Genomic DNA, 14,545 nt, shown 5'->3' with positions numbered 1-14,545 from the left:
GCACAATGAGCCCAGTCTAATCGGAAAAAATTCGCTGTGACCGCACTGTACTTCATCTTCGATCACGTCCGTATGTGCGCCACTGCTTTTCGTTCATTTATTTAAAAATAAGGCAGTTCTAAATCTTTACGGTCGGAGACGAAGACTTATCCGTGCCACTGCTTTGATCTCCTTTATCTGAAACGAAGCTAGCTTCGGAGAGAAATCCTTGCTTCTGCACCTCGATGCAGGTAGTCGACGAGGCCAAGCTTTGCAGCCACTCCTCCGCCCCTGTGCTTCAGGCAACAGTCCCCCGACAGTCTGCGTATCACCCCTGGCTACCCGTCTTCCTCCTCCGCCTTATTTGCTTCATACAACAGGTGCTTATCAGACCTCATATCCCCGCCTTCCGCCTGCACCTTATCTGCTTCAGGCAACAGTCCCCCGACAGTCTGCGTCTCACCCCTGGCGACCGCGCCTTCCGCCTGCACCTTATGTGCTTCACACAAAAGGTGCTGATCAGACCCGTCTTCCTCCTCCGCCTTATCTGCTTCAGGCAGCAGCCTTCTTACAGTAACTGGCAGGAAAGCATAAAACTCAACACGAAGACCGCCAACTCCCTTGTTCCTTTTGTGGCAGCCAGGCAAGGAGACAAGGATCTTCCGTCTCCCTGCGTTGGCTGTCTGAACTTCTATTTGTTCTTAAGACTTGCTGGAAGTGTAAATACCTGCCCGTTGATCTTCACATTACGCAAGTCAACATCTTTCACATGATCAGCGTCCACGGCTTTTTTAACTCCCCTGATGTTGCAGTTCACGAGTTTAAGGTGCTGCACAGGAGATTCCTTGTAAGCACGCGCATAGATTGCAAAATCTCCTCCTGCTTCCACATCGAGGTTCTCAACCCAGATGTTGCGGATAGTCGGGATGTATTTTCCAGGATTTTCGTAGAACATATTGAACCAGATGGCCGCATCCTTGTAGGTGCCCACCTGCACATCTTTCATGAATACGTTCTCGATAATGCCTCCTCTCGATGAGCTGGTCTTGATGCGCAGTACCCTGTCGAGCTCCGGACTGCTCATCTTGCAGTTAATTGCGTAAATATTGCGTGCTCCTCCAGCAATTTCGCTGCCGATCACAATACCGCCATGGCCGTCTTTCATTATACAACCTTCGATAATGTGATTTTCTGCCGGCCTTCCGAAGCCCCGTCCGTCTTCATCACGACCCGACTTAATAGCGATGCAGTCATCGCCCGTATCAAAATAACAATCCTTGATCAGCACATTCCGGCAGGCATCAGGATCACAGCCGTCCGTATTCGGGCCGTGCGATTCAACCCGTACCTTTTCAATCGTCACATTTTCGCACATCACGGGGCTGATGAACCACATCGGAGAATTGATCATTCTGACACCCGAGATCAGCAGGTTTTTACAGTTATAGGGCTGTAGCATATATGGCCGCAAATAGTGGCCGTCGCCGAATACTCTTTTCCGCGGATCAACTTTCTGACGCATCAGTACATGCAGGCTGTCCCTTGCTTTTGCCTGGCTGGGGGTTCCTCTCTTCCAGGGCCACCAATTATTCTGGTCGGCATTCCCGTCCAGGAGTCCGGAACCGGTCACAGCAATGTTCTCCTCCCCATAAGCATAGATCTGCGGCGAATAGTTCATGCAGTCCATCCCTTCCCAGCGGACCAGCACCAGCGGATAGTCTTTCGTGTCCCTCGAAAAGATGATCACCGAATTGTCTTGCAGATGAAGGTTGACATTGCTTTTCAGGTAAATAGGTCCGGTAAAGAATTTACCTGCCGGGACAATTACCCGTCCGCCACCAGCTTTGTTACAGGCCTCAATGGCTTTTCTGAAAGCTTCTGTGTTTTTAGTGACGCCATCGCCTTTGGCGCCATAATCGGTAATGTTGAAGTCCTTGTTCTTGAATACAGGCGCCTTGATCAGCTTGCGCACCTGCTCCATCTCTTTCAAAGGCTGGCTGCCCGACGTCCATACCCTGGGTTCGTCCTTTGGCGAAGATGCCGTCAAAAGGAGAACTCCTGCCACCAATAAAGTGAGTTTTGCTAAGTGTTGTTTAAAATCCATCGTTTAAAGTGTGTTCCCTGATTAATTTGATTCCCTCCTGATCCGTCAAACTGATCAGCGGGCGAAAAATACAAATATTTTAGGATGTAGGCCGGTCAGCACGCCCCCTGAAATGGAGGTGCGCTTCTTTAAAGATTGTTCGCTGATGCCATTTTTGTGCCCCGCTCCTGAAGGGAAAGTGTCGCTCAGTTATGGTCTGAACGCTTGTTATCCTTATGTTTGATATACGCACCTGCTCCGGTGAGGGGACGGGAAGCGCGCATACTGGTTAGTCTCTGCAACAGTCTTTTTACAGTGCCTCGGGTTAGTATTTCTTCAGTGACCTGGTGGAGCGATGCCGGCTGGAGAGATTTTGCAGAACTGCTGAAGAAGCCTGGAAATATTTACCAGCATACGGACACGTAACGAACCGCCAACAAGCGAGCATGCAGCTACCGAACGATCAGGACCAATACAGGCATGTCCTGCCCTTTACAGACCTCCCCGAAAAGACCCATATCTTGCTTCTGTTCCCTTTGTTTGCCTTGCTGTGATCGTTATGAGGGCAATAACATCTGTCACTAACCGACCTTAAAAGCAGGGGCGAGTGTACTTTCAAGGTTTTGACTGTTACGAAAACACAGTGGAACCGGTTGGCCTGAGCGCACCCTCTGGAATCGCGCCTGCTTCCACAATGGAGCGAAATCAAAAGCCGGAGAGTCTGGAGAGCTATTTCCGATAGGTGAACAGTTTAGAATTATTATAAATAATCTTTGCGAATTTAAAACTTAACAATATTTTTGGCGCTGTTTAAAACGAGTCTAAATAAATGAAGCTATTTTTCCAACTTTTACTAGTCGCAAGTATTTTATCGTTTCAAGTCCCTGGCTCTTTTGGGCAATCGCATAGCCAGGGAGTGGTGAAGGGAAAGATCCTCACCTCCGACAGAAGGCCCGCCGAAAATGTTTCGGTAAGTTTGAAAGGTACCCGGTACGGAGTTGCCACCAACGAAGATGGAGAATTCAGCATCAAAGCTCCGGCAGGTAATTACATCCTGGTCGTCTCCCATATAGGGATTAAGAATGTAGAAAGGAACATAACCATAACGGCATCGGAGTCACTCACAATCCCTGCCATCTCAATCGGTTCTAGTATATCTGAGCTGGATGTGGTAAGCATTACCAGAAATAAAGGCAATAGACTCGTGGTGAAAAAGACGCCCTATGTGGCTAAAATGCCGTTGTCGGGCATGGAGAACCCCCAGGTTTATTCCACTGTGACCAAAGAGCTGCTGGCTCAGCAGATTAATACAAGCTTTAGCGACGCTCTGAGAAATAGCCCCGGGCTTGATAAGCTCTGGTCTTCAACAGGCAGAGCCAATGACGGCGCAGCTTATTATAGCCTTCGTGGTTTTTCCATTCAGCCAACCTTGATCAACGGCATCGCCGGAATATCCAACGGAGATCTTGACCCTGCTAATATGGAGCGGATTGAAGTGATCAAGGGTCCTTCCGGTACCTTGTTCGGAGGGGCGCTGATCAACTTCGGCGGATTGATCAACGTGGTAACCAAACGCCCGCTCGACACTGTAGGCGGACAAGTCGGTTATTCGGGAGGTAATTTTGGCCTTAGTCGCCTCACTGCCGATGTATACGGGCCGCTCTCTGCCGACTCGAACCTCACCGGCCGTGTAAATGTTGCTTATCATCATCAGAATAGTTTCCAGGATGCAGGCTTTAGAAAGTCGTTTTTTGTGGCTCCTTCTCTGCGTTATCGGGCTTCGGAGAAGCTGACGTTTGATCTGGATGCTGAGTTTTACCAGTTTGAAGGTACAAACCAGCTGATGGTGTTCCTCAACAGGAGCCGTCAACTCATTGCACGTACTCCTTCTGAATTGAACTTTGATTTCCACCGTTCCTATACAAACAATGATGTGACGTATAAAAACCCCACGGCGAATATTCGCGGTCTGGCTACCTATAAGATCGGAGGGAACTGGACATCCCAGACAAGTTTCTCCAGCAGCAATCGTAAAACGGATGGCTTTAATCAGTATGTGATGTACCTTGACAAAGCTGATACCCTTTTGAACCGATATGCCAGCCTCCTCAATTCGACAAGCAGGGCGATTAACGCGCAACAGAACTTTACGGGTGATTTTAAGATCGCCGGTTTGCGGAACCGCCTGGTCGTAGGGCTTGATTTCCTCAATCAGATCACTGAAAATAATAATTCTCCATACGCACTGTTCGATCAGGTCAGCTCTGTACGCAATGACCCGCGCTATTCAAAGATCAATAAAACTGCGCTTTTAAACGCTATTGCTGCTGATCCGAGGGCGTACACCATTAACCGCACGGTTAACAATGTCTATAGCGCCTATGCTTCCGATGTGCTGAACCTGACCGACCAATTGCTGGCCATGCTGAGTGTTCGGGTGGATCGTTTCGAGGACCGGACCACTGACTTTAAGCAGACGAGTGTTTCGCCCAAATTCGGAGTGGTGTATCAGGTTGTGAAAGATCAGGTTTCCCTGTTCGGGAATTACATGAACGGATTTCGCAACGTAGCGCCCGTAACGCAGCCTTTGCCTGAGTACTCCGGATCGATGAAGCCCCAGCATGCCAACCAGATCGAAGGAGGAGTGAAGTTGGACGTCTTTGACGGCAGGCTGAATTTAACTGCCAGCTACTACAACATCTCGGTCGACAACATGCTGCGCACAGAGTCTATTGTCCGCGATGGGAAGCCTTATAATATTACATTTCAGGATGGCACGCAGAGAAGCGAGGGCTTCGATGTCGACCTGGTTGCCAGCCCCCTTTCAGGCCTTAACATAGTAGCCGGTTATAGTCATAACGAGAGCAAGTTAAACAATGCAACGTCATTTGTACAGGGCAGAAGGCCTGTAACAGCCGGTCCTAAGGATTTAGCAAACCTGTGGGTAAGTTATACGCAGCCAAGAGGGCCGTTGAAAGGTCTTGGTGCAGGATTTGGCGGGAACTATGCAGCCAGGAATATCATTACCAGTGATAGCAGAACCGGCGACTTTGTCTTGCCTGCTTACACGGTCTTAAATACAACTGTGTTCTATGACACAAGGAAATTCCGCCTCGGGGTGAAGGTAGACAATCTCACCGACAAGGACTACTTCAAAGGCTGGACAACCGTTGAGCCTCAGCAGCCAAGGAGCGTGGTGGCCAATCTCACGCTGAAGTTCTAGAATACGCGAGGGTAAGATATGTAACATGAGGTCCCTGAGGAAAGGCATTCTGTTTATTCACCGCTGGCTCGGATTAATATCCGGGCTCGTGGTGTTTATTGTCAGTATCACAGGCTGTCTCTTTTGCTTTCAGGATGAAATCCAGGATGCTCTTTACACCCACCGTAAGGTGGAGACGCGGAACTTGCCTTACCTCGATCCCTCGGTATTACAGCGAGCGGCGCTCACTACTCATCCTGAGGGGAAAGCCGGAATGGTCACTTATTCCGGTCCTGGCCGTTCTGCCCAGGTTCGTGTGTTTGATGAGAAGAAGAACATGCACTTTGTCTACCTTGACCCCTATACGGCCCGGGTTCTTCACGATGAAGATCCGCGTACCAACTTCTTTATTGTGGTGGAGTTTATCCATATGTACCTCCTCCTGCCTGCCAAAATAGGGAAGGTGGTAGTAGGCACCTCGGTTCTCATTTTTGTAGCCATTATGATCACAGGTATTGTCCTGTGGTGGCCCCGCCGCAAGACAGACCGCAAAAGAAGCTTCACCATCAAGTGGAAGGGACGCTGGCGCCGTGTCAACTACGATCTTCACAACGTTTTGGGTTTTTATGCAACAGCTGTTGCTTTGGTTCTTGCACTCTCCGGACTGTCCATGTCCTTCGACTGGGTAGAGAAAGGTATTTATAAAGCCGCTAACCTCGGCCGACAGTACCCGCAGGAGGCAAAAGTGTTCAGCTCCGATTCTCTGTACAAAGCATTACCGGGCTCCATGCTGCCCATTGACCGCGCTTATCACGTTGCCCGGAAAGGATCTCCGACTGCCCGAATGTTCTTTGTTTTTGAGCAGGCGGGAGCAGCCGGAACCATACAGGCCAGAGCCTACGCCCAGCCCCTTCGCTACGATAAAAGCGACATCTATACGTTCGACAAGTACAGCGGCAAACTGCTTCACGTTATGCCCTACAGCAGGAAAAGCCTGGGCATGAAACTTAACCACATGAATTATGACATCCACGTTGGTCAGGTGGCCGGTCTTCCGGGTAAAATCATCGCCTTCCTGGCAAGTCTCATTTGTGCCAGCCTGCCTGTCACTGGTTTGATAATCTGGCTCGGTAAGCGGAACAAAACGAAGCATCCTCGTAAAAAGCGGAGGCGGATCGTGCTCCAGCCAACCGGGTATTCTGCTTAGTATCAATCGGTCGTTTCTGTGTTTACTTACTATTTGCAAATTACGTAACCAGTTACGTAATTTGTTGTATGAGCAATTTCTTCAACTCAGTTGGTCCTGTAGCCATAGGCAGCCGCCTCCGGATGCTGCAGGAAAAATTAAATGACGATGCTGCAAAGATCTATCAGCTTTTTGGGATCGATATGCAGCCAAAGTGGTTCCCCGTTTTTTATTCCCTTACCCGTGGAGAGTTTACAGTTACCGAGATCGCTCAGAAAATCGGGCATTCTCATCCCTCCGTAAGTAAGATCGTGGCAGAAATGGTCAAGGCTGGTATCGTAAAGGAGTCAAGGGTTAATGACGGACGGCGCAATATGTTGTCGCTCACTGATAAGGGACTTCTATTCGCAGATAAGCTGCAATATCAGGTTGAAGACATTGGAAGCGCCATTGACCTCATCCTGAGTAACAGTCGTCACAACCTCTGGGAGGCCCTGAATGAATTTGAGTTTATGCTCGAACAGAAGTCTTTGCTAAGGAGGGTGCAGGAGCAGAAGAAAATGCGGGAAAGTAAAGCGGTACAGATTGTGGAGTATAGTGACAAGTACCAGAGCGCATTCCGCGAGCTGAACGTAGAGTGGATCTCTGCTTATTTTGGAATGGAGGAAGCCGATTACAAAGCGCTTGATGATCCCGAAGGCTATATCCTCAGCAGAGGCGGAAAGATTCTGGTCGCCTTATATCGGGATGAGCCGGTTGGTGTCTGCGCACTCATCAAAATGGACGATCCTGACTATGACTACGAACTGGCGAAGATGGCGGTATCTCCCGGCGTGCAGGGGAAAGGCGTGGGTTACCTGCTCGGGCAGTCGGCACTGGCAGAAGCACGAAAGCTGGGCGCGTCAAAGGTCTACCTGGAAAGCAACACCATCCTCAAGCCTGCCATTAACTTGTATCATAAGCTTGGGTTCGAAAAGGTCGTGGGACGTAACACTCCCTATAAACGCTGTAATATTCAAATGGAGGTAACGGTCAGCGGTCAGTGATGACCGTTACTCCCGCTGCTTCCGTCACTTCGCCGATGCCGATCGTTCAGCCATCTGGCTTCCCGCCTGGTTTTGTCTTTCCAGATCCACCGGCGATTGCCCTTTTGCCTGTATTTCGCCCGTCAGCACTTTTACCACGGCCTCGTGTATTTCAGGGACATTTGAATAGGCGTTGAGGCAGGTGTTCACCCGCTCGAAGTATTCGTTGAGGACATAAGGGCTTCCGAGCGAGACCACAATCACCTTGTCTTTGGGCATCGCGTTTACACCCCATGCGGTCTGAGCCTCGTCGTCATAAAGCTGCAAAGGACCAAAAGGCGTATGGGTTTGCCTTACCACCGCAACAATCACCTCGTCATACCGCGAGGTAACATCCTCCGTCCAGCCCTGCGTTTCGTAAAGCAGGTTGCGCTGAAAATCTACCTCAAAGCCTCTCTTTCTGAGGCTTTCCGGGAAGCTCTTCAGAACCTCCAGTCCGCCATCTCCTCCTTTTCTGCTTTCCGTCGTGATCCCGATCACCAGGATCTTTTTCGCTTTACCGGGATTTAAAGGAATTGTCCTGTTCCGGTCACGGATAAGCGTGACTGCTTGCTCTGCAATTTTGTCGGAGGTAGCAGCAGCAAACTTCTTGTCCTCTGCGGTCATGTCGCGGATCAGTTCCAGGTTTTTATCCAGTAAGCCGTATTTTTTCTTCATCGCCCAGATCCGGCTCACTGCATCATTCAGGCGGGCCATTGGGATCTCACCTCTTTTGATGCGGACTTCCATCGTGTCCATAAATGCGTAGGAGGGCCATAGTAGTACGTCCACTCCTGCCAGAAAGCTCTGTATTTCGCCTTCCAGCTGGCTGGGATACCAGCCCCGGAAACCGCCCATAGTCATCGCGTCAGACACAATAACCCCCTTGAAGTGCATTTCGCCCTTCAGCAGGTTGGTGAGCAGTTCTTTCGAGAGTGTGGCAGGTGGAAAGAAGCCGTTGAGTTTCTCCTTCTGATAGGCGGGCAGGGTAATATGACCGGGCATGATCGAAGCCACTCCGCTGTCAATCAGTGCCTGAAACACTTTACCGTGCTTTTGCTTCCATTGCTCCATACTGAGGGAGTTGGTGGTGGTAGTGAGATGCTGGTCGCGGTAATCCATCCCATCGCCGGGGAAATGCTTGATCGTAGCAGCCACCCCATGGTCCTGCAGGCCTTTAATTTGCCGGCTCAGCAACCGGATGGCCTTGTCAGGATCGTCGGAGATGGCGCGGGTGTTTACAATAGGGTTAAGCGGATTGACGTTGAGATCGGCAACCGGGTGCAGCACCCATTTTACCCCGCTCGCTTTTGATTCTTTAGCGATGCTGGTACCGTAATCATAGGCCAGGGCCGGAGAGTTTGCCGCTCCTAGAGCCATTTCACGCGGAAAGGGTGTCATGCCCGGAAGATCAACACCGTTCTCGTAGTCCTGCTGAAAGAGCAGGGGGAGCGCGCTTGCCTTCTGATAGTCCACAACTGCCTTCTTCAAGTGGGCAACCTGTTCATTTTGCGGCACGTTATCGAAAAGCTTCCAGCCCATAAAAAAGCCGGTTACCGGATACCGTTTAAAAAAGCCGCTTAAACTGCCCTTGCCTAAACTGAGCTCCGCCTTACCGTCGGGTAACATCAGCATGGTCTGCCCGATCTTCTCCCTAAGGCTCAGCTTTTTCCATCCGTCGGCCGGGAGATCCTTTTTGGCTTGTGCAAAGGTGCTGCATGCTGCCATCAGAAGGCTCGTGGTTAATTTAAATTTCATTAAAGGTCTGTCTTTAGGTGTGCCGTTAATAAATTGGTGTTCAGTTTTTTCGATTCCTGCTCTTTCAGGTTTGCTATTCCGCCCGTCCCATCGCTCGGGACAACGTGGAGATAGAACTTTAGAACTGAGCCTGCCGAATTGAGTACTTCAATTGCATCTATAAAATGCAGAAAGCAGTAAAATCTACCCTAGTCTGGTCAATTTTTTTAAAAGTCTGAATGTTTTTCAACGGCCACAAAGAACATTCAACACCTTTCATCTCCCGTTTGAGAGCGCAGCTCATGAATGTTTTCTATTTCAGTCTGATAAGGAAAAGTACCAGCGCTGCTCTTTCTCATGCTGATCAGCGCCTTCTGCAGAAGATTATAAGCAGATGGCCGGGGAGGCCCTTGACAAGACTGATCGGCCTATCGTGGCTTAGGCTGTGGTAAAACAGCAGACAGACGATTCCCTTCTGAGGCTTTGAAAGGGTATTAAGGACTTTCTTCTATTCTCAGGCTTCCGACGCCTTTAAGGAAATCGTGCGAGACGGCTGGAGTTACAACAATGCAGTCCTCATTTTAGTTACAAAGTCCTCCGATTAAGCAACATTGCCGGTCGCTCGTCTGCTGAACTTTGTTCTCATCAATCAAATACATTTTATCATGACAGAACAACAAGCAAGGAGCAGTAAAGTATGGTTTATTACGGGCACTTCAAGGGGCTTCGGACGGATATGGGCAGAAGCCGCACTGCAAAGGGGAGACCGGGTGGCGGCTACAGCCAGGAAAATAGAGAGCATAGCTGATCTCAGTGAGAAATATGGGGACCGGGTTTTGACCCTTGAACTGGATGTGACCAGGCCGGCGCAGGTTAAACAAGCTGTTGAGGCAGCGCATCAGCATTTCGGACGGCTCGATGTGGTCCTGAATAATGCCGGTTATTCCCTGGTGGCAACTATTGAAGAGGCGAGTGCCGACGAGATCAGGGCGCTATACGAGACCAACGTACTGGGCCCGGTGGCGGTCATCCAGGCTGCATTGCCGCTCCTGCGTGCCCAGGGGGCGGACACATAGTGGGAGTTTCCAGTTCGGTGGGACACGTTACCTATCCCGTCATTGGGTATTATTGTTCCTCCAAATGGGCCTTCGAAGCTATTCACGAAAGTCTCGCTGCAGAGATTAGCTCGTTTGGCATCCGCGTAACTTTGATTGAGCCGGGAGCTTACGCCACTGAATTTGGCACGCAGGACTCGCTCCGGTTTGCTGCCAGCCTTCCTCTTTATGACGAGCTCAAGACCTCCTTTTTTGGAACGCTGCAAGGTATGGAGCAAGGGGATCCTCTTGCAACCCCCGATGCCATCTTCAGCGTTGTTGACGCAGACCAGCCGCCATTGCGCCTCTTCCTTGGCAAGCACAATCTGCCTGAAGTACGCGAAGCCTATGCGCAGCGTTTAAAAACCTGGGAGGAATGGGATGCGGTTGCCAGCGCCGCCCACGAAAAGGTCGGCTGAATTAAGTAACCTCTGCTGATGCGATGGCAGCCGCCGCTGGCCCGGCTGCCTTTTCTCAGCTCTGTCAGGCTCCGCAATCTTTTCGTATCTTGGATGTGTCATCCGAACAGAAACATCACCGGTCTATAAAACTGCACGTATGCAAAAAAGAGAACACCCGCTCCAGAAGTTTAATTCGATTTCAGAAGCCCTGAAGGCCATGGACTTTCCGCCGCCCCAGCATCCCTTAATCGCCCTGATTAACGGCCTTGACTCGGATCATAGCAGTTTGCCGCCCCTCCAACGCCATGTATTAAGTTTTTATAAGGTGTCATTCCGCCCTTATCCGGGCGGCAGCCTCCTCTACGGGCAAACCCGGTTCGACTACAAGGAAGGCGGACTCTTCTTTGGAGCCCCCAACCAGATCGTTTCCTGCAATGAAGCTGACGTGCAGGCCAGCGGCATGATCTGTCTGAACCAGCAGATCACGCTCCTGATACACCCTGAGTTCCTTCTTAACTATTCGCTTGCGAAGAAAATTAAGCAATACAATTTCTTTTCTTACTCGGTGAACGAGGCGCTGCATTTGTCGGAGAAGGAAAAGGAGGTGATCCTTTCCCTGCTGCGGAACATTGAAGACGAATTAAACAGCCGTATTGACGAGTTTAGCCACGATGTGATCATCTCGCAGATTGAACTGCTGCTCAATTATGCACACCGTTACTACAAACGCCAGTTCATCACGCGCAAGACCGTCAACCATACCCTGCTGCAAAACTTAGAGCAGATTCTCGACGAGCACTTTGACCAGGCAGGCTCCCTGAACAGGGGCATTCCTACGGTTCAATACCTGGCAAGCCGCCTTAACCTCTCGCCAAGCTACCTGAGTGATATGCTCCGGTCGCTCACCGGGCAGAATACGCAGCAGCATATCCACAATAAACTCATTGAAAAGGCCAAGGAGAAGCTGAGCGGCACTAATCTAAGCGTTTCCGAAATTGCCTATCAGTTGGGCTTTGAGCAGCCACAGTCATTCAGCCGCCTGTTTAAAGCAAAGGCCAGCCTAAGTCCGCTCGAATTCCGGGAGCGCTTTAATTAAGCAGCTTCCTTGCCTGGCATGCGACCGCATGCCTCTGACAGGCCGCTTTCGTTGGCATGTTGAGGCCAGTGCTACTCCCGCACAGGCAGGGTAAACCTGAAGGTGCTCCCTCCGCCAGGTTCGCTCTCTGCCCAGATCTTACCATGGTGGCGCGTTACGATCTCGGCGCTCAGATAGAGGCCTATGCCGAAGCCTGAAATATGCTGCGTGAGCCTGTTCTCTACCCGGTAAAAGCGATCGAACAGCCTCGGAAGATCCGCTTTTCTGATTCCGATGCCCTGATCCCGTACGCTTACCTCTACAAAATCTTCCCGGAGCTGGCAGGCAATGGCCACCTCTTTCCCTTTAGGGGAATATTTGATGGCATTGCTGAGCAGGTTCGAAACCACATTGCCGATCTTATCCCGGTCGGCAGTGACCACTACCTCGTGGCAGCCCGAAATGCTGATCGTGTGCATCGTATGCATCGATTCCATTTCCTCCTTGATTTCGAGGAGAAGCTGATAGAGGTTGAATGGCTGTTTGTCGATCAGGATCTTTCCTGATTCGAGCCGTGAGATATTGAGGAAGCCGTTCACCATGTTCGTCATTTTGTTCACCTGGTGGATGGCTTTTGTTACCGCATTGGCAGTAAAGGCGTCTTCGGCTTTACGCGATTTAGCTTCCAGGATCTGCAGGTAGCCCCGGGTCGAGGTAAGAGGCGTTTTCAGCTCGTGACTCACCATGCCGATGAAGTCGTTCTTACGCTGTTCATCCTGCTTCTGCTCGGTGATGTCCATTACGATGCCCGTGAAATAGAAGGGGAGGTTGTCCTTACAATACACCTTACCCACTACTCTAACCCAGCGCAGCTTGTCATCGCCAATTCCGCTGACGGGGTGCTCGGCCATGTAGCCATCGCAGCGCCTGACAGACTCATCGATAGCTTCTACCACCATCTGGCGGTGCGGCTGTGGAATACGGGCAAGGGCCTTGTCGTAACTCAGGTCTTCATGCGCCTGTAAACCGAACAGCTCTTTCATCCGGGCAGAAGCAACCAGCTTTTTGTGGGGCAGTTCCATATACCACGTTCCTACATTGGCAGCTTCAATGGAAAAACGGAGGAGTTCTTCAGCACGTTCCAGTGCGATCCTCGAACGGACCTGTTCATTAACGTCGACAGCCACGATGATGATGCTCTCGGTATTCCCTGCCTTATCCTTCCGTGGCTGGTAAATAAAATTGAAGTAATATTCCACGAGTTCGCCGTTGTGTACCAGCAGAGCCTTCTGCTCGTTCCCATAGTAGGTCTGCCCCGAGGTATACACGTCGTCGAGGATCTTTTGAAATGGCTGACCTTCCAGCTCGGGGAGGGCGGCAGCCAGAGGCTTACCCAGAATGTCGCTGGTTTTGCCCCATAGTTTCAGCATCGCATTGTTTGCTGTATCCACGATCATCTCCCTGGACGTCAGAACGCCGATGGCTACCGGTGCCTGCTGGACCATTTCCCTGAAGTGCGACTGCGCGTTCTCCAGATCCTTCAAAGCCTGTTCCAGATTCCGCTGCACGTTGAGCATCTCCTCGTTCGCACTGGCCAGCTCTGCGTTAGCAGCCGACAATTCCTCATTCGTAGCTGCGATTTCTTCCATCAGCTCCTGCTCCCTTTGCCTGCTTAGCGTACGGGCACTCACATCCTCTGCTAAAACCAGAATGCTGTCTACTTCTCCTCCCGCGTTCCGGAGCGGAGTATAGGAATAGTCCATGTAGACCGTCTGCAGCTGTCCGTTAATCACCAGCTGAACCGGTGCGTCCTGGTCAAAGTGACTCTTGCCGCTGGTAAAAACCTCGCCGAGGATCTTCGGAAATACCTGTTCTCTTATTTCCGGCATGAAATCGAGCAACTCTTTACCTATAATAGAAGCATCGCGGTCCCACAGTTTAAGCATGCCTTCGTTCACCAGCTCGAGCACCATATTGCGGCCCTCCAGGATGGCCAGTCCGGCCGGTAAATGATCAAGAAGGGCGGTTAAGCGTTGTTGCTGCTTTTCTGAACTTTGCTGCGCCTTGCGCCACTCAATAGTTCGCTGCTCTACTCGCTCCTCCAGATCAGCATTCATTTTTTGTAGCTGACCCTGCGTTAGCAGCAAGCTTTCATTGGCAGTTTGCAGCTGGTGATACGCATCTGAGAGCTCTTCTTTGTTCTCGAGTAAGGCTTTTTCTGCCAGTACCTTTTCTGTTACTTCTGTGATCGCATGAATAATGAAGCTCACGTTCCCGTTTTCATCGGGCACGGGCGTATTCGTTGTGCTCCAGTATCGGGGGCGCCGCTCATTGGCTCTGCCAGGATCGGGCAGGTCGTACCTTACAATCGGCATCTCGTCGGCCATTCTGGTCACTAACACCTTTGTAAGGGACGTTCCCAGCATGACGTCTCCGCGCTCGGGGTTTTCGGCAGGGCCGGTCGGGAACGCTGTCAGTATGCTTTTACCTTGTATCGCTTGCAAGCTGGTACCGGTTGTCTTCAGGAACATGGCGGAGGCAGTCAGGATGGAAAAATCGGGCGCCAGTACGCAGATTGCAAAAGGCACCTGCGCGATCGCCCTCAATGTTTCCGCCGGGATAGTAGAACCGTTGCTCATTAAATCAATAAGTTGAAAAACGTAGTATATTCGCCGGGATCAAAATTTCTATTATCCCCGGTTGTGAGTTCTGCTCACGAAGGTG

Annotated in this window: 8 protein-coding genes and 1 pseudogene; 5 read left to right on the top strand and 4 right to left on the bottom strand. The window is 50.7% G+C overall.

The annotated features are described in order from the left end of the window. Positions 1 to 317: 317 nt before the first annotated feature. Together ACES2C_RS01885 and ACES2C_RS01880 are read right to left on the bottom strand one after the other, a co-directional pair. Complete coding sequence (locus ACES2C_RS01885) at positions 318 to 626, bottom strand: hypothetical protein (protein WP_374165333.1); 309 nt, start codon at positions 624 to 626, stop codon at positions 318 to 320. A gap of 44 nt (positions 627 to 670) precedes the next feature. Next, a complete protein-coding gene (locus tag ACES2C_RS01880; RefSeq protein ID WP_374165332.1) occupies positions 671 to 2,083 on the bottom strand; it encodes a glycoside hydrolase family 28 protein in 1,413 nt (470 codons plus the stop codon). 808 nt (positions 2,084 to 2,891) lie between these two features. Between ACES2C_RS01880 and ACES2C_RS01875 the strand changes: the two genes are divergently transcribed. The 3 genes from ACES2C_RS01875 to ACES2C_RS01865 all read left to right on the top strand — a co-directional run bounded on the left by ACES2C_RS01875 (position 2,892) and on the right by ACES2C_RS01865 (position 7,496). Further along, positions 2,892 to 5,285 carry a TonB-dependent siderophore receptor gene (locus ACES2C_RS01875; RefSeq protein ID WP_374165331.1) on the top strand — a complete coding sequence of 798 codons (2,394 nt, stop codon included), beginning with the start codon at positions 2,892 to 2,894 and terminating at the stop codon, positions 5,283 to 5,285. A gap of 25 nt (positions 5,286 to 5,310) precedes the next feature. Continuing rightward, the gene (locus tag ACES2C_RS01870; protein WP_374165330.1) at positions 5,311 to 6,471 is read left to right on the top strand and encodes a PepSY-associated TM helix domain-containing protein; all 1,161 of its coding nucleotides are present in this window, start codon (positions 5,311 to 5,313) and stop codon (positions 6,469 to 6,471) included. A gap of 68 nt (positions 6,472 to 6,539) precedes the next feature. Further along, positions 6,540 to 7,496 carry a GNAT family N-acetyltransferase gene (locus tag ACES2C_RS01865; RefSeq protein WP_374165329.1) on the top strand — a complete coding sequence of 319 codons (957 nt, stop codon included), beginning with the start codon at positions 6,540 to 6,542 and terminating at the stop codon, positions 7,494 to 7,496. Positions 7,497 to 7,520: 24 nt separating this feature from the next. Here the strand turns inward: ACES2C_RS01865 and ACES2C_RS01860 are convergent, their stop codons facing one another. Beyond that, on the bottom strand, positions 7,521 to 9,272 hold the full coding sequence (locus ACES2C_RS01860) for a glycoside hydrolase family 3 protein (RefSeq protein ID WP_374165328.1): 1,752 nt from the start codon (positions 9,270 to 9,272) through the stop codon (positions 7,521 to 7,523). Positions 9,273 to 9,916: 644 nt separating this feature from the next. On the opposite strand from ACES2C_RS01860, the pseudogene ACES2C_RS01855 reads away from it, so the two are divergent. Then, positions 9,917 to 10,764 (top strand): annotated as a pseudogene (locus ACES2C_RS01855) (SDR family NAD(P)-dependent oxidoreductase). A gap of 139 nt (positions 10,765 to 10,903) precedes the next feature. Then, the gene (locus ACES2C_RS01850; RefSeq protein WP_374165327.1) at positions 10,904 to 11,842 is read left to right on the top strand and encodes a helix-turn-helix domain-containing protein; all 939 of its coding nucleotides are present in this window, start codon (positions 10,904 to 10,906) and stop codon (positions 11,840 to 11,842) included. Positions 11,843 to 11,913: 71 nt separating this feature from the next. Here ACES2C_RS01850 and ACES2C_RS01845 read toward each other — a convergent pair whose 3' ends face one another. Then, entirely contained in the window at positions 11,914 to 14,460 is a 2,547-nt protein-coding gene (locus tag ACES2C_RS01845) for an ATP-binding protein (protein ID WP_374165326.1), read from the bottom strand. Between the last annotated feature and the right edge of the window lie 85 nt (positions 14,461 to 14,545).

It is taken from the genome of Arcticibacter sp. MXS-1 (assembly GCF_041902385.1).
GTDB lineage: Bacteria > Bacteroidota > Bacteroidia > Sphingobacteriales > Sphingobacteriaceae > Arcticibacter.
The sequence above is the reverse complement of the archived record's forward strand: the minus strand, read 5'-3'. Positions and strand labels throughout refer to the sequence as shown.